The organism is Streptomyces cellostaticus (assembly GCF_023630175.1).
GTDB classification, from domain to species: domain Bacteria; phylum Actinomycetota; class Actinomycetes; order Streptomycetales; family Streptomycetaceae; genus Streptomyces; species Streptomyces cellostaticus_A.
In genome coordinates this window covers 50,038-68,373 of sequence record NZ_JALLIN010000015.1, presented here as the reverse complement: position 1 = coordinate 68,373, position 18,336 = coordinate 50,038, and the positions used below count along the sequence as shown (strand labels likewise).

Here is an 18,336-nt window from a genome sequence, read left to right as displayed (position 1 = left end):
TAGGGCAGGCGTGGACATCAGTCGCCGGTGGACGAAGAGCACGGCCTGTGGGCGAGTCGGCACCAGGCACGAGAGCCATTGGCGCCAGTCGTCAGCGACCAGGCATCGGCCAAGGCATCGACGATGACCAGTCCCCGTCCTGATTCGGCCTGCTCGTCGGGAGCGGTGGGAGAAGCGGGTGCCGGGCGGGAACAGCCGCCGTCGGTAACGGTGATCTCGATCTCCAGGCCGTCGCTGGCCAGACCCCTGCGGTCGACGCAGAGAACCAACGGCGGACTGCCCGAGACGAAGGCGTTCGTCGCGAGCTCCGATCCGATCAGGCGGGCATCGGCAAGTACGTCCGTCTCCGTGCCGCGCAGCGCCAGCGTCACGGCGTCCCGGGCGACCTCGGCCGCTTCCGGTCCGTACGGCAGATCCGTGATCAGGGTGGTCGTGCCGTCGCCAGCGACAAGCCCGTGTCCGGGGGCGGAGGTTGGTCGTCCGGCGTCACGGTCCATCACACCGCCCGGTCGGCCTGGGGAGGTGCTCGTGTGCTGTCTCAAGGCCCACCTCTTTCTCCGTCGGCTCGGAAGACGGGCGCCTCCGCCGGGATCCAAGAACACAGGAGAGGGAAGGTCAGACAGGACCCGATCAGTGGGTCAACTCGGTCAACTTCCTTGCGGCGGTGGTGAATCGTCCGTCCAGGGGCATCACCATGGGGCCCGCGAAGTGATGGACGAACCACTGGAGCGAAGGGCGGTCGCACGTGGCACCGCAGACAGGTGAGCCCAACGTCGTACTGGCGGGGTGCCTCGACGAACTCGGGTGGAGCCCGAAGGCGCTCGCTCGCAAGCTCAACCGGGTCTTCGGCGCGGGGACGGTGGCCGAGTCGGCGCCATACCACTGGCGGGACGCCGGCTCCCTGCCGCGCTCGCCGTTGCCGATGATGGCCGCCTACGTGCTCTCCCAGGAGCTGGGTAGGAATGTCTCGGTGGCCGAACTGTGGCAGGGCCGTGTCGGCGACTCGTCAGCGCTGGTCCCCGCGGATACGGATCTCGCGCGGCCTTGGACCGCGCAGGGCATGGAGGCGATCGTGGAGGACTGGGTGGTGGGAGGGCTTGTCGACCGTCGCCGGTTCCTCGCGATCTCGGGCGCAGGACTCCTCGCGATCGTCGCCCAGTACCTCGACGGCACCGCGGGACGCGGTCAGTACACGCCTCGAATGACGTCGTCGCTCGGCACCGATCCACTCGTGGACCAGGTCGAGCAGCACCTTCCCATGCTCCAGTTGCTCGATGACGAGCACGGAGGGGCACGTCATCTGCCCTACGTCGGAGCCCAGTTCCGGGCTGTTGGGCTGCTGATTCGCGAAGGCGGCCACTCTCCGGCTGTCGCGAGCCGTCTGATCCGCGCGCTGGCGGAGATCGGCCAGCTGGCCGGCTGGATGGCCTTCGACGCGGCCGACCACGGACTGGCGCAGCGCTACTTCGTCACGGCGCTCCGGGCCGCGCAGCAGGTCAATGATCTCCCCCTGTGCGCCCACATCCTGGGCGACCTCTCCTTCCAGGCGGCGAGTCGAGGACACCCCGCGGACGCCATCGCCCTCGGAGAGGCCGCCCGCCGTGCGAGTGACGCCGCCCCGCTGGCCGTCCGGGCGTCCGTCCTGTCCCGGCTCGCCTACGCGTACGCCGCCGCCGGCCGTGACAACGACTTCGCCCACACTCGTGGCGCTGCCCGCGAACTGATCGCAAGCCGGGACGGCCGCCAAGAAGAGCCCCGCTGGATGTACTTCCTCACCGACAACCACCTGGACTGCCAGGCCGGTTACGGCCTCATCCAGATGGGTCGTGCACAGCAGAAGGCGGAGAGCGGAAAGAAGAGCCGCCGCTTCCTCGCCCAGGGGACCGAGATGCTCAGATCCGGGGCGTACGACGTCCCGCGCGGCGACCCCAGCCAGCGCCGAGCCATGTTCGAGGGAGCCTGGCTGGCCCTGGGCCACAGCGCCCACGGAGATCTGGAGGCAGCCTGCGAGATCGGCCAGATCGCCGCCGACCGCCTTGATGTCGTCCGCTCGCCTCGCAGCGCGGCGCTGCTCCACCAGCTTGCCGCCGACCTCCGCCGCCGACAGCGCAACCCTCACGTGCGCGGCTTCCTGCCAGCCCTGGAGGACGCCCTCGCCCAACACGCCCCATCGACGCAACCGGGCCGTTAGGGTCAGGGTCATGACCGCAGGGGAGCGCGTTGTCGTTGTCGGGGCTGGGGTGGCTGGGCTCACCACGGCCGTCGTTCTCGCCGAGGACGGGGCTTCGGTGCACGTGATCGCCGAGCAGGTGCCGGGGGTCACGTCGCTGGCGGCCGGGGCGATGTGGGGGCCCTATTTGGTCGAGCCGAAGGACAAGGTCGACCAGTGGGGACAACGGTCCTTGGAGATTTTCCGGGAGCTGGCCCAGGACCCGGCGACGGGCGTCCGGCTCACCAGTGGCATCGAGGCGTCCCGCACGGCCGAGGCCGCGCCGGACTGGGCCACCACTTTGCCGGGTTTCCGACCGTGCGAGCGGGCCGAACTCCCGGCCGGGTTCACGGCGGGCTACCGGTTCACCGTGCCACTGATCGACATGCCCACCTACCTCGACTACCTCCTGCGCCGGCTCCGCGATGCCAGCGGTGTGGTCGAGCAGCGACGGCTGACTTCGCTCTCGGACGCCGGTCCGGCTTCGGCGATCGTCAACTGCGCGGGCCTCGGGGCACGCGACCTGGTTCCGGACCCTGACCTCCGGCCCATCCGCGGTCAGCACGTCGTCGTCACCAACCCCGGGCTGACCGAGTTCTTCTCCGAGGACACCGGCCTCTCCCCGGACCTCCTGTGCTTCTACCCCCACGGCGACACCGTCGTCCTAGGCGGCACAGCGATCGACGGCGAGGGCGATCTGGCCCCCGACGACAAGGCGGCGGCCGGTATCCTGGCCCGCTGTGCCGAGGTCGAGCCCCGACTCGCCCAGGCTCGTGTCCTGGAGCACCGGGTCGGCGCTCGACCGACCCGCGCCACGGTCCGTGTGGAGGAAGAGGTGGGGGAGGACGGCACCCTGGTCGTGCACAACTACGGGCACGGAGGCGCTGGAGTCACGCTGTCGTGGGGGTGCGCCGAGGAGGCTCGGGCGTTGCTCTCCGTCAAGTGATCTACACGTGGAAGAACAGACGTTGCGACGTCCGCAGCGCGGGATCGCTCAGGGCGCCCCGACACGCTTGTAGCCGAACCACAACCGGCCACCGGTCTGTCCGAGCACCTCGTCCACGACGGCCACGAGGTTCTCGATTCTCCCGTCCAGTACCTCCTGTAGGCCGTGGTGGAGGCGTGCGCTGAGCCCTGGCGCGGTCGTCTCAAGACGGCGTGCCAGCCACTTCCCACCGCCACCCCACGAACCGCCAAGGGCCAGTGCCAGCTCACCGGTGCGTCGGACCAGCTCGGTCGCGATGAACAGGCGCTCGCTCTGGTCGTCGCTTCCCGCGAGGTCGTCGAGGAGGTCGGTGATCGCGTAGCGGCGGTCGTCGATCTCTTCCGACGACACCGGGGGTGGTCCGGCGGCGGTCAGCTTCCGGGCCTGTGTGGCGAGGCGGGCTCCGAGTCCATCGGTGTCGAAGAGCAGCAGCCCGTCGGCACACATCCACAGCAGCGGTGACCGGCGCTTGCGCAGCTCCCTTTCGACGTAGGCGTGCCACGTCGCCTCGGTGTGAACGAACATCTCCACTGGCCAGCCGGCGTACTGGAGGCTCGCCCGGTACGGAGCTGGGGCCCCGTGGAGCAGCACCACGATGTCGAGGTCCGACGTCGGCGTGCGGCGACCTGTCACGACGCTGCCGCCCAGGAACGCGGCGCACGCGTCGGGGTGCTGTTCATCTACGACGGCGCGTGCGGCCTCGATCGCATCCATGCGGCAACTATCAGCACTGCGCCCGCCGCGCGCACGCCGTTTTCTGCGGCTGGACCGCGATGTCTCGCGCTCTGCGTCTCAGTTCGCCGGCGGCAGACAGCAAAGATCCACGAATGACTGGCCAACACCGCAGCGGCATGTGAACCTGGACGACCTTCTTGCAAAGCACCAGGTCAAAGAGGTGAATGCCTGTGACAGCGGCGTCCTCGGGTCCCGGATTCTCCACCACCGTCGAGGCCCTGCGGCTGCGTGAGTGGCTGCTCGGCCCGGGTCAGGCCACGCTCGTGATGGATCAGTTCCCCGCCGACGACTTCCACGTCGTCGTGGACGACCGCGCGGACGTACACGTCAACTCCAAGGACGGTCGCTTCTACCTCGGATGGTTCCCGCTCGGCCGCCCTGGCACCGACGGCGAGGGATGGAAGATCGCCGTCACCGGAACGGCCAAGGTACGCGGCTACCAGATGTCCTTCGACACCGAGACGCCGGCGGACGTCGTCGCCGCCGTAGTCGCGCGCGTGCTGGAGACGTCCCAGCGCGTGTGACACCCAGAGGCTCGACGAGTCGGCGCCCCTGGGGGGAGCCCGTCGTCTGCCTGGTGAGGGCGAGACGCAGTAGCCCGGCCATCTGCCCCCGAGGCCGCCGCAAGGCCGGCCCGGCACCTCCATCCGGCTTCACGCACCGCAGGCGGCATCAAGCCCCCCAACCTCTTGGAGGCGTCCCTGTATCCCGATTTCCCGATCGATCCACTCGCTCCGGCCGGTGTCCCATCCGCGTACTGGGTCGGTCCCCGGCACCTGGCCGGCGACGACGGATGCCTGTATGACTCCGTCGCTGACACGCTCGCCGGTCTGGGGTGGACGAGCCTGACGATCGTCCGCGGGCGCCAGGAGCCTGATGAGGCGCCGGAGGACCGTCAGGTCCTGCGCAGCACCGTCCTGCACATCAGCCCCGACTCCCTGCGGTGGGCGCAGTGGGTCCTGCCGGACGAGCCGTTCCACCTGGGGAACCTGCCGATCGCCTGGCAGGTGTCCGCTCGTGCGGACCCGAGCAACCCGCTCGCCCAGTGGTCGGCCTACTTCACCCCCGAGGTCCCAGGGGAGATCCTCGCCGGCTTCCTGGCCGCGCTCGACGCCCGCGGTCAGCCCGCCCTGCCGTGCGGTGGCCCCGAGCTGGTCCTCGACGCGGTAACGGCGCACGGGTGGCTGCGTGACGTCGACCAGCCCGGGTCGGGCGCGGTGGATCCGACGTTCGCCTCCCACATCCACCTCGGCGAGGTGCCGCCCCTCATCCAGGATGGCGACCCACTCGCGCTGGTGGCTGAGGCGGACGAGGCGGCCCTGGCGGGGTGGCAGGCGTGGGCCGAGCCAGTGCTCGGCGCTGGCTACCTGTGGGCCGCGTCGTTCAGCGCCAGCGTGCCGCACGACCTCGTCGCCGCTTTCGCTGGCTCCCTCAGCTCCAGCGCGCCGGTGCTGCGTCGGGTGCTGCCGGAGAGTACACGCGACCGGCTCCTGCGGGCTCCGGCCGACTGAGGGCCGTCCAAGGCATTGAAGCCGGGCCTCCCCTTGGGAGGCCCGGCTTCATGCTGCTCTGCCGTGGCCGGTGTCTCTGTGGCGTGACGGGCTGCGGCTGCTGGGAGCGGACCGTTCCTGCGCCCTGAGCTTCGTTCAACGCGGCGCGCTGTACCGGCTCCCGCTTGGAACGTCCACGCCTGTGTGTCAGATGCCGGCTCTGTCCTGGGAGCGGGTCACCGCCACGTCGGTCATGCAAGGGCAGGGGCCCCGGTTAGAAGGTGTATGGGGCGAAGGAACGGACCGGCTTCGTTGCGAGGCCGAGCAGTCGGTCGAACTCGTTCCGCTCGTCCTCGTTCATGAGCTCGACGGCGTTGCCGAGGTTCTTCTGGGTGAGCTGCTCCATGAACGGGGCGAGGAAGCGCTGCAGGGCCTTCGGCGCTTCATCCATCGCGCGCTGGTACTCCCGGTATCGCTTGAACTGCTCCTGTATCTCTTCGAATTCGACGCGGGTGGCACTGAGGACGAGGGCCTGTTCCTCTTTGCTGAACGGGCGCCCGTCGAGGTGGTTCCACGTGTTGGTTTCACGCTTGCGCTTGATGTCCGCGTCGCAGAGCAGGACGACGATCTCGGGTCGGGCTTGGCTTGTGGGCATACGGGTGCTCCTCACAGGAGTGGGGTGGGTGGGGCATCAATGATCCGGAGAATCGGCGGTTTGCCCAACCGCCGATCGTCGGCTATGTTCCGTTCGTTTTCCGCTGGTCAGCGCCGACGGCTGGGGTCGGTTACGGCGCTGTTGGCCGGTCGCGTGGCGGGCGCCGGGGGTGCGGTGCGCCGAGTGCCTGGGGCGGCCGTTCCGTCGGGCCTTGCGGGTAGGGCCAGCAGGTGGGCGCTGCGGCGTAGGCGCCATACGAGGACGTCGCTGATGGAGTCGGCGGTATCGAGTTCGCGTCGTCGGGCGGCGTCGCTCAGCAGAACCGCCGGGTCATGGCCGGCCTTCCGGACGTCGTCGAGGGTGGCGGCCAAGGCGGCCCAGCCGGCCTCGGCACGGATGCGTTCGGCCAGATCCGGCAGGACTTGCTGGAGAAGCTCGGCTTGCCGCTGCCGAACACGGGGAGTCAGGCGCTGGCCTCGCTGTCGGAGGGTGGCCATAGGCTGGGCTGCGGCGGTTTCGTAGGCTGCCCGAAGGTGTTCGGCTGCCTGCTGGGCTGCGGCGGCCTGCTGCGCGTGCTCCCTCTTTGCATGCCAGTTCGCCGCGGCGATGGCGAGGAAGAAGGCCATGTCGATGAGCATGGCGGTGGTGGCGCCATCTTCCCCTCGGCCCAGGGCGGGCCCGCTGCGGACGAGGTCGCGAGCGGCCTGGCGCAGGACGCGGTCGTGTCCACGTACAGCCTTCACGTGGGAGCGGCTCGCCCGCTCGAACACGAACGCCGCCTCGCGCAGCTCAGCGCGGGTTTGGGCGGCGGATGTCTTGGCGAGTGCGTCGAGGATTTCCCCCGCTGCGGCGATCTGGGCCGCTGCCGTGCCGTCGTCGCCGTGGTCGATGATCAGCAGGGCCTGCCAGGTAGCGGAGGTGGCCCGGCGCCGCGCGAACGCGGGGCCGGTCACGTCCGGCAGGGCGGGCTGCTCCGGCTCGGAGCCGTCTGCCGAAGCGGGCTCTGCGGGAAGCGTCCAGCGTTCGCGGATGCGGGGCAGGGACAGGTCGGGTGCGAGTTTCGAGCCGGAGTAGAAGACCGGCTCCCCGTCCTTGTTGCGGTCGTCGGGCAGCGCGACCTTGTAGCCGAGTAGCTCACCGGAGGGCGCGACGCGTTTGCGGATGAGCAGGCCGGCGGCGGCCAGGCGGTCGAAGAACTCATCCGTGGAGGCCGTGCCAGCAACGGCATGGCGCACGGTTTCCCGCAGCTCCTCCCGCGCGGTACGCTCCCGGCCTTCCCGCTCTGCTTTGTGGCGTTCGGCGCTGGTAGGCCGCTGGGCGGCGGTGCCGTCGCCGGCGTGGAGGCGGCGCAGCCCGTAGTCGATCTCGATCTTGCGGGTTTCGGCTTGGGAGCGTTTGCCGTCCTGGCGGAGGCGGGCTTGGCGGCCGTCCTCGCGGACGATGGTGGCGATGATGTGGATGTGGTCGTCGGCGTGCCGGACGGCCGCCCAGCGGCAGGCGGCGTCGTCGCCGTCGGGGGCGATACCGGTTGCGGCGACCATCCTGCGGGCTATCTCGCCCCACTGCTCGTCCGACAGGATCGGGTCTTCGGGGGCGGCGCGTACCGACAGGTGCCACACGTGCTCGGCGGGCCGCCGGCTCTCGGGCAGGGCCATAACCGGCTGGTCGAGCAGCCGCTGGAGATCGCCGTACGTGGCGCCGGGGTCTCGGCCGGGATCGGGGGCAAGACCGTCCCAGGCGGCCACCAGGTGCGGGTCGACGTGCTCCTCATGCGTGCCGGGCCCGTACAGGTAGTGGAGCAGGCCGATGGTGCGTGTGCCCCTGGCGTGGACGCGCGGGATCACGCAGCCGTCCTGTGGCCCAGGTGCTGCTGGGTGAAGGCGTCGACACGCTTGGCGGCGCGCTGGACGGCGGCGAGGACCGCCTCGGCCTGCGGGGCGTCGGCTCCGGAGTTCAGCGCTTTGGCCACCTGGTTGAGGTTGTTGCCGATCTGCCCGAGGTGCCGCCGCAGCGCGAACAGCTCCTGCAGCATCTCTTTCTCGCCCGCGATGTCCGCGGCGGTGCGGTCGAGGTCGCGGGCAGCGTTGAGAGCCGAGCGGGCAAGGAACCCGGCCACACTCATACGGCACACCGCAGCTGCCCGGAGGAGGAGTTGGTACTCGTCGTCGTTCATGCGGCAGCTGGGCTGGTGCACACGCTTCTTCTCATCGCGCAGACGTTCACGCTGCTGCACACGGGGCGTCGACGGGGCAGCGTGAGCGCAGTCGGTGCTGTGGCAGGAACGCGGTTCTTCCCTCTCAGGATGCGATCCGCCCTCGGTCGCATCCTGACGGATCGGCGCCTCCCGGTGCCGATCCGCTCCCGCCGCTGCCGACGCGGGAGAGGCAGGAGCATTGCTCCCGACAGGAGCAATGCTCCTGCACCAACTTGCTTCGCCTGGGGCAGGGTTGGACGGCAGGGATTCCTCGGGGGCCATGGGGTCTTCGTGGTGCGGGGTCTGCATGGGGCCTTTCGGATCGGGGTGTGGTGGGAGTGCTGGTGCTGCGAGGATCAGCGGGGTCGATGGCCGGCTGCGGTTTTGAGCTGGGTTTTGAACTCGCGGACGACTCGTCCGACGCCGTCGCTGGAGACGGTGTAGCCGGCTGCGCGCAGGGCGTCCTCAACCCGGTCGCGTCCGACGCTGCCGGTCTCCTCGTGGATGCGGCGAGCGTGCTTGAGGATGACCTCGTCGGAGGCACGGGCTTTGCCGGCGTCGTGCTTTTTCCGGGCAGCCGGTTTTCGCTTGTGCCTGTCCGAAGGGCTGCCCGAGTTGTTGCCCGTGAGCGCCCGGCTGTCTTCAGTTTCTGCCCGTGCGGGCAGCCCGGGCTCCGGGCGGGCAGGCTGCGGGCGGGCAGCCGGAGGGACCTCGTCGTCGCCCGGATCTGACGGGTGTGGGTGGGCAGTTTCCTCTGCCCGCGGCAGTTGTGCCGTGCGGCCGGAGCGCGGGCTGCAGTGCCCGGATTCCCGGGCGGGGTTGGAGGCCGGGACCTCCCAGCGCGGCGGCAGTGAGATGGAGGCGAGGTCGAGGGCCTGCTTGCGGGTGGCGAGCTTGTGCAGCAGCAGCTTGTCCTGGAGCGGGTCGCTGTCGACGCCCGCCCGCTCCAGGGCCTCGTGCAGGCGTCCTGCCAGGCGTCGTTGCCGCCGCTTGCCGCGCTGGCGGTCGGTCATCGACTCGGCGCGCAGGATGAGGGCGACGGCTTCGCTCAGCGCGCGGTCGCGGATGAGGCGGGCGGCATCGGCGTCCTGGTCGGCGATGCCGAGCCGGGCGAGGAGGCGTTCGCGTGCCTGGCGGACGAGGACGGCGGCCAGGCCGCGTGAGGCGGCGTCGGGGGCGCGGTGGCGCAGCTCGATGCCCATGGCCAGGTGCCACAGCATCGCGGCCATGACGGGGCCGACGAAGGCTCGCACGGTGCCACCGACCGGCCCGGACTCGGCGTAGGCGGGCAGAACCTGGACGGCGGTGATGACCCAGGTGAGGGTGCCGGGCAGGCCGGGTGCCCGCTTCGGGCCGTTGAGGTTCTGTCGGGCCATCAGGGCAGTGGCGAACAGGGCCAGCTCGGCGGCGGCGAACATCGCGACACGCTCGGCGGTGCCGCTCATGTCGAGGTAGTCGGCGGCGAACCGCCAGCTGGTGTCCGCGCTGTATGCGGTGCAGCCGAGCGCGGCCACGGCCGCGACCGGCACCGCGACAGTCCCGCGCCAGCGGTTGGTGTGATGCCGCCGGCGGATCAGCCACCCGGCGAGCAGGCTGAGCAGCACGGGCGGGATGAGGAGTGCCACGGTCATCACCGGGGACGTGGCCCAGTCAGGGAGGAGCGGCGTGCCGCTGATCCGTATGGCGAGGGGGACGGGGCTGAGAGGAGGCAGGAGGGGGCTCCAAGGCGTCGAGGATTGAGGGCGAAGGGCGAATCGACGGAGCGCTGAGCAACCGCCTACGCGAGTGGCTGGCGCGGGCAGGCTGGTGTGAGCGCAGGTGATGCGGCGGGGCCGGTCAGGAGGGCGGGCGCTGAGGCGGCCAGTCAGGCGGCGGGCGCTGTGCGGCGTCGTCGGTCGGGGCCGTCGAGGATGACGCGCTCCGTCATCTCGGCGAGGCGGGAGGCGACGCGGTCACCGAGGGTGACGCGCAGCTGCTCCATCGGAAGGTTGGTGGTGATGAGGGTTGGGAGCATGTGCTCGTACCGGTGGTTGATGAGCCGGTAGGTCAGCTCCTCGGTCCATTCGCTGGTCTTGGCCGCGCCGAGGTCGTCCAGGAACAGCAGCGGGCAGCGCGCCAGGGTCTGCAGGTCACGTTCGGCGTCGTGGCCGGCGCGGGGGCGCAAGCGCGCGTGGAAGTCGGCGGTGGTGGTCGCTTCCCAGCGCAGACGGACCCCTCGGGCGAGCAGGGTGCGGATGGCGCCGTACGCCTGGTACGTCTTGCCCGTGCCCGTGGGGCCGGCGATCAGCAGTGACGGGCCCTCAGCGATGCCCGGCCCGCCGGGGCCGGGGCGTCCGGCGCGGGCGATCTCGTCGGCCCAGGCGGTGACCTTCGAGTGGTCGGCCAGGGCTCGGCGGTAGCGGGCGGGGATCCTGGCGTCGGCGAGTTCCAGCGCGGTGACGGGCTCGGCTTGCCCTTCCTCGACGGCGGCGGTGGCGAGGTCGATGCCGCGACTGGCAAGGATGCCGTTGAGCCGGTCGGCGAGCGGGCCGACCCGGTGGGGCTCGCGGGTGAGGGTGGCGGTCAGAGGTCACCTCCGTAGGCGGCTTCGACGTCGGCGGGGTTTGTCCACGCCCTGTAGACAACCGGCGCGGCGGGGGCCGCGTTCATGGCCTCGTGCACGAGGCTCGGCAGAGTGCTGGGGTGCAGGCCCTTGGCGCGGTGCCGTTCTAGGCCGGCCCGGATGTGGGCGGGGGCGATGCCCTCGCCGAGCAGCTTGCGCACCTCGCGAGCGAGATGGCCAAGGACGTCCTTGGGCGGACGGTGTGTGCAAGCGGCGGCGTACTCGGCAATGAGCTCGCTGGCCGAGACGGCGTGGGGTGCGGGGGCGCTCGCGCCCCCCGAAGGGGTATTTCCTAGATCCATGATCCTAGGTCCTAGATCCGGACGCTGAGGCGTCACCGCTCCCTCACCAAGCTCTCCCCGCTGTCTCACGGAGGGCTCACTGAAATCGCCCTGACCTGCTATTTCGTCATCGGTGACCGGATTCACCGCAGGCTCGCGTATTCGCCCGGAGCCCTCACGGAGGGCTCCGCGAGGCTGCGGTGCGGGCTCCGTGATGCCGGCTCCCGCAGTCGGCGCATCGACGCCGGGCGCGGTGCGAGCCTGCGTGTCGTGGTGCGGGCAGGCGGGAAGGCGGCTCGCGCTGGGGCGATTGATCTTCTGATGCTGCCGCCAGGTGACGATGTGCAGGTAGCGCTTGTCGCCCGGGCCCTTGTAGCGGCATATCAGCCCGGCGTCGGCGAGCTGGGCGAGGTCCTGCTCGACAGCGCCAGGCGTGTGTTCCGGGCGCAGTACCCACAGCTGCCCGGCGATGATCGCGGCGTGGTCGCGGTGCCGGCCCTGGTCGTCAGCCTGGGTGAGAAGGCCGAAGAAGGTGCGCTCGGCGGTCAGGGAGACGGCGGCCAGGGACTCGGAGACGAAGGCTTCCGGCTTGATGGTGCGGATTCGTGCCAAGAGGGGCGGTCCTCACTCGGTGGCCGGTGGGCTGGGTGCCCACGGTTCACCGTCGGTCGGGGGCGGGTCGGGCGTGAAGGGCGGGGATGTCTGGCCGTTGACGCGGGAGCGTTGATGGCCGCTCGCGCTTTCCGGGGTGTCGTCAACATAGCCACACCCCGGTCGCGCAAGTCCAGCCCTATCCGGCGCAATCTCTCACGGCAGAAATGCCGCTGGAAATCGAGTCGGCGAGGGCGGTGCGAAAAAGGTAGGGCACGATCGGCGGTTGACCAAATAGTTGCCCCGCATCCCGAGCCAGAAGGATCACATCGGCAAGCCGTTGACGTCCCGCGAGCGACGAAGCTACAACACAACACCCCACGTCAGGGAGGCTCTCTGGTGTCGGGGCCCGTTCGGGGATCCGGCCTAGCGCAGCACCCCGATCGCCTCGCTCACCGATTGAGCGCGGCGCAACATAGCCGACGATCGCCGGTTAACCAAACCGGCGAATGCACGCTACAACTGGAGCCATGGCAGCACGATCTCTGGAAATAGGGCCCGCAGGAATGCTGGTTGCTCGCACCATCGAAATCCTTCGCTCGGAACGCGGGCTTGGGCAGCGCCAACTCGCCGCGCGGTGTACCGCTTTGGGCCGTCCTATGTCCAACACGATGCTGTCCCGCATCGAACTCGCCAAGCGGCGATGCGATATCGACGACCTCGTCGCCATCGCCGCAGCCCTGCAGGTGTCACCCGCCGCCCTCCTCCAGGGGCCAGGTGCCGCCTGAGCCGCCCACGCAGCCCTCCCCAACCTCTCGACCAGGAGCCGCCCCCTTGCACCGATCCACGCCCGCGCCCGTGCCCCACAGGCCGTCCGACGCCCCTCCGCCCCGCCTCTACCGCCCTGAGGAGATCGCCGACACCCTCGGCTGCTCGGCCTGGTGGGTCAAGGACCGAGCGCGACGGCGCCTGATACCGCACACCCGGGTTGGCCGCGCCTATCGCTTCACCGCCGAGCACCTCGCCGAGATCATCCGCCTCAACGAGGAGCGGCCGGCCCAGCCTGCGCAGGCAGTCGCACGGGTGACCGAGCCGCTCTCCGAGCCCGGTGCGCAGACCGGCTCCGGGCAACCTCGCCGCCCTGTCGTTGCGCCGGCGACCCGCCTGCGGGCCCGCCCGCCGCGTCGACAGCAGCAGTACGGCACTGCCGCGTGACCCGATCGAATCTGCCGTAGCCGAGGACAACGAAGAGGGGGACAGCGGAACTTGGGTTTCGCGGAGAAGCGCGGGAGCTACTGGCGCGGCCGGTACAAGGTCGCGCCCGGCAAGCACAACACGGTCGTCGACGAGAACGGCAAGGCGATCAGGTTCGCCACCAAGGGCGAGGCCCAACGGGCGGCGGCCGAGGCCGAGAACAAGTACCGTCGCGGCGACTGGCGCGACCCGGCCCTCGGCCAGGAGACCTTCGGCGAGTACGCGAACCGCTGGTACGAGGCCCAGGACCTGGCCGCCTCCACCATGCAGAACTACAAGCGCCACATCGAGGAGCACCTCCTCCCCGAGTTCGAGGACAAGGCGCTCGCCGGCATCCTGCGCACGGACGTCGACCTGTGGGAGAAGAAGGAGAAGGCCCTCTACGCCGCCTCCAGCGTCAAGACCTGGCGCTCGACGCTCCACCTGATCTTCGAGGACGCGATCGACGAGGGCCTGATCACGTCCAACCCGGCTGCTCGGCGGCGCGGACGGGGCAAACGCGCCGGCCGCTCCCGAGACCGTGGTCCGGAGAAGGTGGTCACCGACGCGCTCGGCATCCTGCTGACCGCCGAGCGCGCCGCCCTGCTCTCCGGCCGTGACGACGAGTTCGTGGCCGTGGTCCTCAAGGGGTACACCGGCATGCGCTGGGGCGAGATCGTCGGCTTGGAGACCGCGTTCGTCCGCCCTGGAGCCGTCCGGGTCGAGTGGCAGCTGTACGAGCTCGACACAGGGGAGCTGGTGCGCTGCCCGCCGAAGGACGACAGCTACCGCACCATCGACTCGATGGACTGGCTGTCCGCGCTGGTCGCCAACCACATCGCCCGCACAAGGCCCAAGCCGTGCCCCTGCCACGGCAAGACCTACGTCTTCCGAGGACAGGGCGCGGCCCGGACAGGCGGCCACCAGGGCGCGAAGCTCGTCGACGTCGCCCGTCGTGCCGGCGTTTCGAATGGCACGGTGTCCAACGTCCTCAACCACCCCGAACGGGTCACCGAGGCCACGCGAACGAAGGTCGAGCAGACCATCACGGACCTCCGGTTCGTCCGGGGCGGCGTCGTACCGGAGCATGCCGCCCACTGGCGCAGGAACGGTTTCGCTACCTGGCTCTTCACGCCGGCGGTCTCCGGCTGGTACCCGAAGAAGGCACCACAGGAGCCACGGCCGGTGCCCCTGCTCGGCGAGCCTTGGCCCGGCGTCCCGGCCCGGGGACGGGGTGCGAGCGATCGGGCTGACGCCTGCTGGCTCCCGATAGCCAAGGGGCTCACGCCCCACGGCCTTCGCCACACCCACCGGACGATGATGGAGGACCTGGGCACCGAGAAGGTGCTGATGGACGAACGCATGGGCCACATCGACGGCTCGGTCTCAGCACGCTATGCCCACGTCACTCCAGGCATGCGCAAGCGCCTCATGCGGGGGCTGACCGAGCAGTGGGAGGCAGCACTCGACGCACGTTTGACCATGAGTGCCACGTCACCAGTGCGCGTGCTGAGTGATCTCCTGCGGGCACGCGAGGTGTCACGGGTGCCCGACAAGTCGTAACAAGCAAAGTGCTGTGCCCTCCGGCGACCACTGCCGGAGGGAACAGCCATATCCCGATGCCTCCGCGAGGCCGCGTCAACTCCGCGCGGTCGTCTCACTCCAGCAGTTACGACGATTGCCCCGTAACGGGGCCAACGGACCTGGCTCAATAGGTACATGGAGATTGGCGAGCACTGGGCATACCGAGCGAGGCCGAAGGAGCTGGGCAGCCCTGTCAGGCAGGTGGAGATCGTCCGAGTGGGCGGCCGTGGCAGGTCTGACTGGATCCACGTCCGGTTCCTGGAAGGCGATGACGCCGGCCTGCAGGAATGGGTCAGTCCCGGCTGCCTGGTAGCGCCGTGGCCAGACGTCGACGCGTTCCGCGCGGATGACGAGGCAGAGCTCAGACTGACCGAGGCGTCACGCCACGTACGGGGCAGCACGGATTTCGAAGCCGCGCGCCTGATCCTCGGGTTCGTCCGGCCGAAGAACAGGCTGCGCCTCCGCCGAGGGGTGGCGGACGCGGGAGTTCTGGAACTGAGCCGACTCGACGAGACAGCGCCGCTCATCGGAATGGACGCCACCGCGCTCCGCAGTGACCCGATGGTGCACGAGAACCGCGTCGGCATGTGCCTGGCCGGCTGGCCGGTCACCGAGCGCGTCGCCCGCCAGGTAGCTGGCCGCCTCGCCGACGAGATTCTCCCGGAGGTGGACCGCAAGCAGCAGGACATCGAGCAGGAGCGCGCACAGCCCTCCTGGTACTCCTACCGTCGCCGGGACGACCGCAAGTTGGACGCGGAGGCGGCCGTCCTGCGGACCGTCCGGGCGTGGTGCGGCGAGGACAAGGCCGACCGCTACGACGAGCTGGTCGCACTGCGCGAAGAGGTCATCAGGCTCGGCCAGCTGGTGGAGAAGGCGGTCAAGGCCCTACGTGACCGTGGGCACAGCGTCATCGCCTCCACCATTGAGCGCGACCTTGGCGTCCATATCGCCAGCCTTGATCCTGAAGTGCGTCGATAGAGCCGCGCCACGGGTCCGGCTTCGGCGGCTCGGGCCGTGCCGAAGGCTTCTCCTTCTCCGGCCGGTGCGGGTTCCAGCCGTCGAGAAAAGGCCGTAGCTGATCTCCGGTCGGTTCCGCGTGGAAGTCGAGAGCGGCCAGGCCCTTGCCGTTCATGGTGGGATCCAGCCGGTCGGCCTCCGCCGTCCCCCAAGCCGACCACTCTCGCAGCCTCTCGGCTTCGACGGCGTTGTCCGATGTCGCGGCGGCTTCGTCCAGAGCGCCGCAGAACACCCGGATCTCTCCGGCCACCTTCCACTGCTCAAGCGCTGTGCCGAAGTGCTCTGCCCGTACGGCGTGCACCGCCTTGATCGAGGCGGCGCCGACGGCAGTCTCCCACTCCCGCCGCTCGCGCTCCTCCCGCTCCGCTTCCAGACGCCGACGCTCCGCCTCCTGCCTCTCCCGCTCCTCTCGCAGGCGCCGCTGCTCCGCCTCCCGTTCCAGCCGAGCGCGCTCCTGCTCCTCCGCGTGCGCCTTCAGCGCCCGGAAGACCGAACCGACCTGCTCCTCCAACGGCTTCTTGGCGGTGTCGGCCCATTCCTTCTTCCAGCCGTAGCTGTGACCGTAGCCGTAGCCCGAGTGCTCACTGATCAGCAGTTCCAGCTCGCCCGACGGCTCGAACCTGTGCGCCGGCGTCACCCGCTGCCAGTCGTACGTACGACGACCCGGCTGCTTGGGCACGTACCGGACCTGCTTCTGCCGTTCGCGGAAGCCGACCTCGTACGTCCTGCCGTGGACGCTGAGCAGGGGCCTCGGCTGCTTGCGCTTCTTGGACACCGAGATCTCGCCGTGGCGGGCGAGTGCCTGCTCGGCGAGGAGCCGGAGCAGCGAGAGGACTCGCGGCAGGACCTCCTCCGAGACCTCGAAGGCGCTGTGGTCCGCAGTGACAGCGGCGATCACGTCCTCGACATCGCTGATCACCCGGCTGCGCGCCAGCCGGATCCGGTTCCACTCGGTGTCGTCCTCGCCGGACACCCTGAGCAGACCGAGGAAGAAGTCTCCCTTCGCCCGTCCGCTGTACTTCAGGTGGTACCCCTCGGGCGCACGCTGCCGGGCTGCGTCGAAGGCCCTGCGATAGCGGGCTCGCTCCTGGTCGCTGGGGTTCGGGATCCGGAGGAACCGCCCAGCCTGTTGTACCTCCGCGATCAAGGCGGCTCCGATTTCCGCTGACGACGCCTGCGGGGGCTTGGCGGCGCGTTGCGGCGCCGGCTTCGTCGTGGACGGAGCTGTTTCTTGCTTCTGCGTAGGAGGGGCCGGCCGTGTCCGTTGCTCGGAACCCGCCGACCGCTGCTTGCGCGGCGTCGGTTCCGGCCGGTCGGGGTGATGGCCGTGTTCCAGGTAGAAGCGCCCCGCGTCAGTGATCTCCGCCTGCCACTTCCCGTCCTGCTTGGGCATGGTGATCAGACGCCGCTCCTTGAGCGCGCGGGCGGTGAGAGCGAACTCTGGGCTGTCCGACGTGACGGGGTCGGCTCCGTCCCCGATGCGGGTGAGGAGTGCGAACTGCCTGTCATTTAACGGAGACCATCGGTGCATGGCGATCGTCGTACCGCCTGTGATCGGCCTCGCACAACCGTAGGGATGACCCTTTCCCAGCGTGAGCGGCAAAGAGCGGGCTGGACGGTGGACGGCCGCTCGCTGGGAGCTGCCGGGAGCCGGTTTTTGGAAGTTGGCTCCCAAACGGCTCCCAAAACGGGGCCACAAAGCAAATCAGGCCCGGTGCTGATCTCTCAGCACCGGGCCTGACCTGGTGTTTCTCTGTCGGGGTGGCGGGATTTGAACCCACGACCTCTTCGTCCCGAACGAAGCGCGCTGCCAAGCTGCGCTACACCCCGATGTCGCTGCTTCTCGCGGCGACGTCGTTTACTTTAGCCCACCGGTGGCCGGAGACGAAATCCGGTTTAGCCGCGGTGGCGGACCGGGGTGGGGCGGGCGTGGTCCAGGGCGACCAGGAAGACCGCCAGGGCGTAGATGGCGAGGCCGATAAGGAGGGCGTTCGCCAGGGTGTGCCGGTAGCCGTCGGTCTGTGCGTCCAGGAAGGGGTAGAGGTAGCGGGCCGGGGTGGAGGGGGACCGGAGTGCGGCCTGGGTGAGGTAGAAGGCCAGGTAGGCCAGGGGGTAGACGAGCCAGGTCGCGGCGTGGCGGAGGCGTAGTCGGGCCGCGGGGGTGAGGAGGAGCCAGTCCAGGAGGGCTGCCAGCGGGGCCACCGTGTGGAGGAGCTGGAGCGCGGTCCACTGGGCGTGCCAGCGGGCGGGGGGCGGGGCCGTTTCCGTCATGGTGAACGGGGGCGTGGCGTGGGCCAGCAGCACCTGGTAGGTCAGCGCGGTGATCACGGCGTAGAGGAGGGCGGCGCCCGTCACGGACGCGGGCAGTGGGCGGCGGGTGCGCCAGGATCTGGAGGCCGACAAGAGCATGACGACGGCCAGCAGGATGTTGGCCTGGACGCTGAAGTAGCTCAGGGTGCGGGCCGGGCTGCCGAGGAGGAGTTCCAGGGCGGCGCCTGCGGCCGCCGCGAGGGCGGTCAGCAGCCGGAACGCCGCGGCCATGGGGCGGTGCGTGGGGCCCACCACCGCTGTGGCCGGAACGGGGGCGGGCAGCAGACGAGGCGGGCCGGGCACCGCGGGCAGGTCCGGGATGTCCCTGGGTATCGGGGCGGTCATGCCCTCACGCTAGGGAGGGGGTACCAATGGGGCCATTTGGGGCAGTCCGAACGGGTTCGCGTCCGCCGTGGACCACCGCTTCGCCCTGGACCACCGAGTTGCGGT

18 protein-coding genes and 1 tRNA gene are annotated in these 18,336 nt (G+C 70.0%); 8 read left to right on the top strand and 11 right to left on the bottom strand.

Annotation, left to right across the window (positions count from 1 at the left end):
* Nucleotides 1-17: 17 nt before the first annotated feature.
* Entirely contained in the window at nucleotides 18-497 is a 480-nt protein-coding gene (locus MXD57_RS12120) for an ATP-binding protein (protein ID WP_250401369.1), read from the bottom strand.
* Nucleotides 498-745: 248 nt separating this feature from the next.
* On the opposite strand from MXD57_RS12120, the gene MXD57_RS12115 reads away from it, so the two are divergent.
* Both MXD57_RS12115 and MXD57_RS12110 read left to right on the top strand, forming a co-directional pair.
* Nucleotides 746-2,191, top strand: a complete 1,446-nt coding sequence (locus MXD57_RS12115; protein ID WP_250401368.1) for a carph-isopro domain-containing protein — start codon at nucleotides 746-748, stop codon at nucleotides 2,189-2,191.
* Between the two features lie 10 nt (nucleotides 2,192-2,201).
* Nucleotides 2,202-3,155 carry an FAD-dependent oxidoreductase gene (locus MXD57_RS12110; protein ID WP_250401367.1) on the top strand — a complete coding sequence of 318 codons (954 nt, stop codon included), beginning with the start codon at nucleotides 2,202-2,204 and terminating at the stop codon, nucleotides 3,153-3,155.
* A gap of 48 nt (nucleotides 3,156-3,203) precedes the next feature.
* Here MXD57_RS12110 and MXD57_RS12105 read toward each other — a convergent pair whose 3' ends face one another.
* Nucleotides 3,204-3,908 carry a nucleotidyltransferase domain-containing protein gene (locus tag MXD57_RS12105; protein WP_250401366.1) on the bottom strand — a complete coding sequence of 235 codons (705 nt, stop codon included), beginning with the start codon at nucleotides 3,906-3,908 and terminating at the stop codon, nucleotides 3,204-3,206.
* A gap of 191 nt (nucleotides 3,909-4,099) precedes the next feature.
* Here MXD57_RS12105 and MXD57_RS12100 point away from each other — a divergent pair, with 191 nt between their 5' ends.
* Nucleotides 4,100-4,453 (top strand): DUF317 domain-containing protein, encoded by a 354-nt coding sequence (locus MXD57_RS12100; protein ID WP_250401424.1) that lies wholly within the window; start codon nucleotides 4,100-4,102, stop codon nucleotides 4,451-4,453.
* A 165-nt stretch (nucleotides 4,454-4,618) separates the two neighbouring features.
* Nucleotides 4,619-5,440 carry a DUF317 domain-containing protein gene (locus MXD57_RS12095; RefSeq protein ID WP_250401365.1) on the top strand — a complete coding sequence of 274 codons (822 nt, stop codon included), beginning with the start codon at nucleotides 4,619-4,621 and terminating at the stop codon, nucleotides 5,438-5,440.
* 253 nt (nucleotides 5,441-5,693) lie between these two features.
* On the opposite strand, the gene MXD57_RS12090 is transcribed toward MXD57_RS12095, so the two are convergent.
* From MXD57_RS12090 to MXD57_RS12065, 6 genes are all read right to left on the bottom strand, one after another.
* Nucleotides 5,694-6,074 carry a hypothetical protein gene (locus MXD57_RS12090; protein ID WP_250401364.1) on the bottom strand — a complete coding sequence of 127 codons (381 nt, stop codon included), beginning with the start codon at nucleotides 6,072-6,074 and terminating at the stop codon, nucleotides 5,694-5,696.
* A 107-nt stretch (nucleotides 6,075-6,181) separates the two neighbouring features.
* Nucleotides 6,182-7,918, bottom strand: coding sequence for a relaxase/mobilization nuclease domain-containing protein (locus MXD57_RS12085; protein ID WP_250401363.1), 1,737 nt, complete (start codon nucleotides 7,916-7,918; stop codon nucleotides 6,182-6,184).
* Nucleotides 7,915-8,268 carry a plasmid mobilization protein gene (locus MXD57_RS12080; protein ID WP_250401362.1) on the bottom strand — a complete coding sequence of 118 codons (354 nt, stop codon included), beginning with the start codon at nucleotides 8,266-8,268 and terminating at the stop codon, nucleotides 7,915-7,917. Before MXD57_RS12080 ends, MXD57_RS12085 begins: the two co-directional genes overlap by 4 nt.
* Before the next feature lie 356 nt (nucleotides 8,269-8,624).
* Complete coding sequence (locus tag MXD57_RS12075; RefSeq protein WP_250401361.1) at nucleotides 8,625-9,899, bottom strand: hypothetical protein; 1,275 nt, start codon at nucleotides 9,897-9,899, stop codon at nucleotides 8,625-8,627.
* 233 nt (nucleotides 9,900-10,132) lie between these two features.
* Nucleotides 10,133-10,834: an ATP-binding protein gene (locus MXD57_RS12070; RefSeq protein ID WP_250401423.1), complete on the bottom strand. Its 702-nt coding sequence runs from the start codon at nucleotides 10,832-10,834 to the stop codon at nucleotides 10,133-10,135.
* Complete coding sequence (locus tag MXD57_RS12065; RefSeq protein WP_250401360.1) at nucleotides 10,831-11,763, bottom strand: hypothetical protein; 933 nt, start codon at nucleotides 11,761-11,763, stop codon at nucleotides 10,831-10,833. The genes MXD57_RS12070 and MXD57_RS12065 overlap by 4 nt, the downstream gene beginning before the upstream one ends.
* 509 nt (nucleotides 11,764-12,272) lie before the next feature.
* Here MXD57_RS12065 and MXD57_RS12060 point away from each other — a divergent pair.
* The 4 genes from MXD57_RS12060 to MXD57_RS12045 all read left to right on the top strand — a co-directional run bounded on the left by MXD57_RS12060 (nucleotide 12,273) and on the right by MXD57_RS12045 (nucleotide 15,537).
* On the top strand, nucleotides 12,273-12,530 hold the full coding sequence (locus MXD57_RS12060) for a helix-turn-helix domain-containing protein (RefSeq protein ID WP_250401359.1): 258 nt from the start codon (nucleotides 12,273-12,275) through the stop codon (nucleotides 12,528-12,530).
* 70 nt (nucleotides 12,531-12,600) lie between these two features.
* Nucleotides 12,601-12,957 carry a helix-turn-helix domain-containing protein gene (locus MXD57_RS12055; protein WP_250401358.1) on the top strand — a complete coding sequence of 119 codons (357 nt, stop codon included), beginning with the start codon at nucleotides 12,601-12,603 and terminating at the stop codon, nucleotides 12,955-12,957.
* A 51-nt stretch (nucleotides 12,958-13,008) separates the two neighbouring features.
* The gene (locus MXD57_RS12050) at nucleotides 13,009-14,538 is read left to right on the top strand and encodes a LacI family DNA-binding transcriptional regulator (RefSeq protein WP_250401357.1); all 1,530 of its coding nucleotides are present in this window, start codon (nucleotides 13,009-13,011) and stop codon (nucleotides 14,536-14,538) included.
* Between the two features lie 156 nt (nucleotides 14,539-14,694).
* Nucleotides 14,695-15,537: a PE-PGRS family protein gene (locus tag MXD57_RS12045; RefSeq protein WP_250401356.1), complete on the top strand. Its 843-nt coding sequence runs from the start codon at nucleotides 14,695-14,697 to the stop codon at nucleotides 15,535-15,537.
* Here MXD57_RS12045 and MXD57_RS12040 read toward each other — a convergent pair.
* The 3 genes from MXD57_RS12040 to MXD57_RS12030 all read right to left on the bottom strand — a co-directional run bounded on the left by MXD57_RS12040 (nucleotide 15,467) and on the right by MXD57_RS12030 (nucleotide 18,231).
* The gene (locus tag MXD57_RS12040) at nucleotides 15,467-16,723 is read right to left on the bottom strand and encodes a hypothetical protein (protein ID WP_250401355.1); all 1,257 of its coding nucleotides are present in this window, start codon (nucleotides 16,721-16,723) and stop codon (nucleotides 15,467-15,469) included. The two genes, MXD57_RS12045 and MXD57_RS12040, sit on opposite strands and share 71 nt — an antisense overlap.
* Nucleotides 16,724-17,332: 609 nt before the next feature.
* A tRNA-Pro gene (locus MXD57_RS12035) sits at nucleotides 17,333-17,406 on the bottom strand.
* 66 nt (nucleotides 17,407-17,472) lie between these two features.
* On the bottom strand, nucleotides 17,473-18,231 hold the full coding sequence (locus MXD57_RS12030) for a Pr6Pr family membrane protein (protein ID WP_250401354.1): 759 nt from the start codon (nucleotides 18,229-18,231) through the stop codon (nucleotides 17,473-17,475).
* Nucleotides 18,232-18,336: the final 105 nt, after the last annotated feature.

Coding starts and splice junctions, on each gene's coding strand:
- MXD57_RS12120 (WP_250401369.1), bottom strand. CDS start 497: ATGGACCGTGACGCCGGACGACCAACCTCCGCCCCCGGACACGGGCTT.
- MXD57_RS12110 (WP_250401367.1), top strand. CDS start 2,202: ATGACCGCAGGGGAGCGCGTTGTCGTTGTCGGGGCTGGGGTGGCTGGG.
- MXD57_RS12105 (WP_250401366.1), bottom strand. CDS start 3,908: ATGGATGCGATCGAGGCCGCACGCGCCGTCGTAGATGAACAGCACCCC.
- MXD57_RS12090 (WP_250401364.1), bottom strand. CDS start 6,074: ATGCCCACAAGCCAAGCCCGACCCGAGATCGTCGTCCTGCTCTGCGAC.
- MXD57_RS12075 (WP_250401361.1), bottom strand. CDS start 9,899: ATGACCGTGGCACTCCTCATCCCGCCCGTGCTGCTCAGCCTGCTCGCC.
- MXD57_RS12060 (WP_250401359.1), top strand. CDS start 12,273: ATGGCAGCACGATCTCTGGAAATAGGGCCCGCAGGAATGCTGGTTGCT.
- MXD57_RS12045 (WP_250401356.1), top strand. CDS start 14,695: ATGGAGATTGGCGAGCACTGGGCATACCGAGCGAGGCCGAAGGAGCTG.
- MXD57_RS12030 (WP_250401354.1), bottom strand. CDS start 18,231: ATGACCGCCCCGATACCCAGGGACATCCCGGACCTGCCCGCGGTGCCC.